Origin of the sequence: Roseomonas acroporae, assembly GCF_023223525.1 — a bacterium.
GTDB classification, from domain to species: Bacteria; Pseudomonadota; Alphaproteobacteria; order Acetobacterales; family Acetobacteraceae; genus Roseomonas_E; species Roseomonas_E acroporae.
Genome location: NZ_JALPRX010000244.1, coordinates 1 through 1,273, shown reverse-complemented (window position 1 = coordinate 1,273; position 1,273 = coordinate 1). Strand labels below are relative to the sequence as shown.

The following is a 1,273-nucleotide window of genomic DNA, read 5'->3' as shown; positions in this document are numbered from 1 at the left end:
GGTCGGCAACGCCTACGACAACCGCATCACCGCCAACGACTCGGGCGACTCGCTGTTCGGCGCCGAGGGCAACGACACGCTGACCGGCGGCGCCGGCAACGACTACATCAACGGTGGCGCCGGCATCGACACCATGGCCGGCGGCGCCGGCGATGACACCTACGTCGTCGACAGCAGCCAGGACGTCGTGATCGAGTTCGCCGGCGGCGGCAACGACAACATCCAGTCCTCCGCCAGCTACGTGGTGCCCGCCAACGTCGAGACCCTCTACCTCACCGGCGTCAACGCCGTCGACGGCGATGCCCGTGGCCTCGCCACCAGTGTCGGCCTCTACGGCAACAGCGCCGCCAACCAGCTCTGGGGTGGCTCTGGCAACGACTCGCTCGACGGCGGCGGCGGCAACGATACGCTGAACGGCGGCGACGGCAACGACACCCTGACCGGCGGCACCGGCGACGACACCATGACCGGCGGCGCCGGTGACGACACCTACGTCGTCGACAGCAGCCAGGACGTCGTGATCGAGTTCGCCGGCGGCGGCAACGACACCATCCAGGCCTCCGCCAGCTATGTCGTGCCCGCCAATGTCGAGACCCTCTACCTCACCGGCACCAACGCCATCGACGCTGATGCCCGCGGCCTCGCCACCAATGTCGGCCTCTACGGCAACGGCGCCAGCAACCAGCTCTGGGGCGGCTCCGGCAACGACTACATCGACGGCGGCGCCGGCGACGACACCATGACCGGCGGCGCCGGTGACGACACCTACGTCGTCGACAGCAGCCAGGACGTCGTGAGCGAGTTCGCCGGCGGCGGCAACGACACCATCCAGGCCTCCGCCAGCTATGTCGTGCCCGCCAACGTCGAGACCCTTTACCTGGCCGGTGCCAACGCCATCGACGGCGATGCCCGCGGCCTCGCCACCGCCATCGCCATCTACGGCAACGGCGCCGCCAACCAGCTCTGGGGTGGTGCCGGCAACGACACGCTCGACGGCGGTGCCGGCGACGACACCATGACCGGTGGCACCGGCAACGACACCTACCTCGTCGACAGCAGCCAGGACATCGTGGTGGAACTCGCCGGCGGCGGCAGCGACATCATCCAATCCTCCGTCAGCTACGTCGTCCCTGCCAACATCGAGACCCTCTACCTCACCGGCACCAGCGCCATCGACGGCGACGCCCGTGCGCTGACCACGGCCATCACCCTGAACGGCAACGGCGCGGCCAACCAGCTCTGGGGCGGCTCCGGCAACGACTACATCAACGGC

The 1,273-nt window shown here is 69.1% G+C and carries 1 protein-coding gene; it reads left to right on the top strand.

Going from position 1 to position 1,273, the window contains the following annotated elements:
* On the top strand, positions 1 to 1,273 hold a 1,273-nt coding region (locus M0638_RS28315; RefSeq protein WP_248670303.1), incomplete at both ends, for a calcium-binding protein.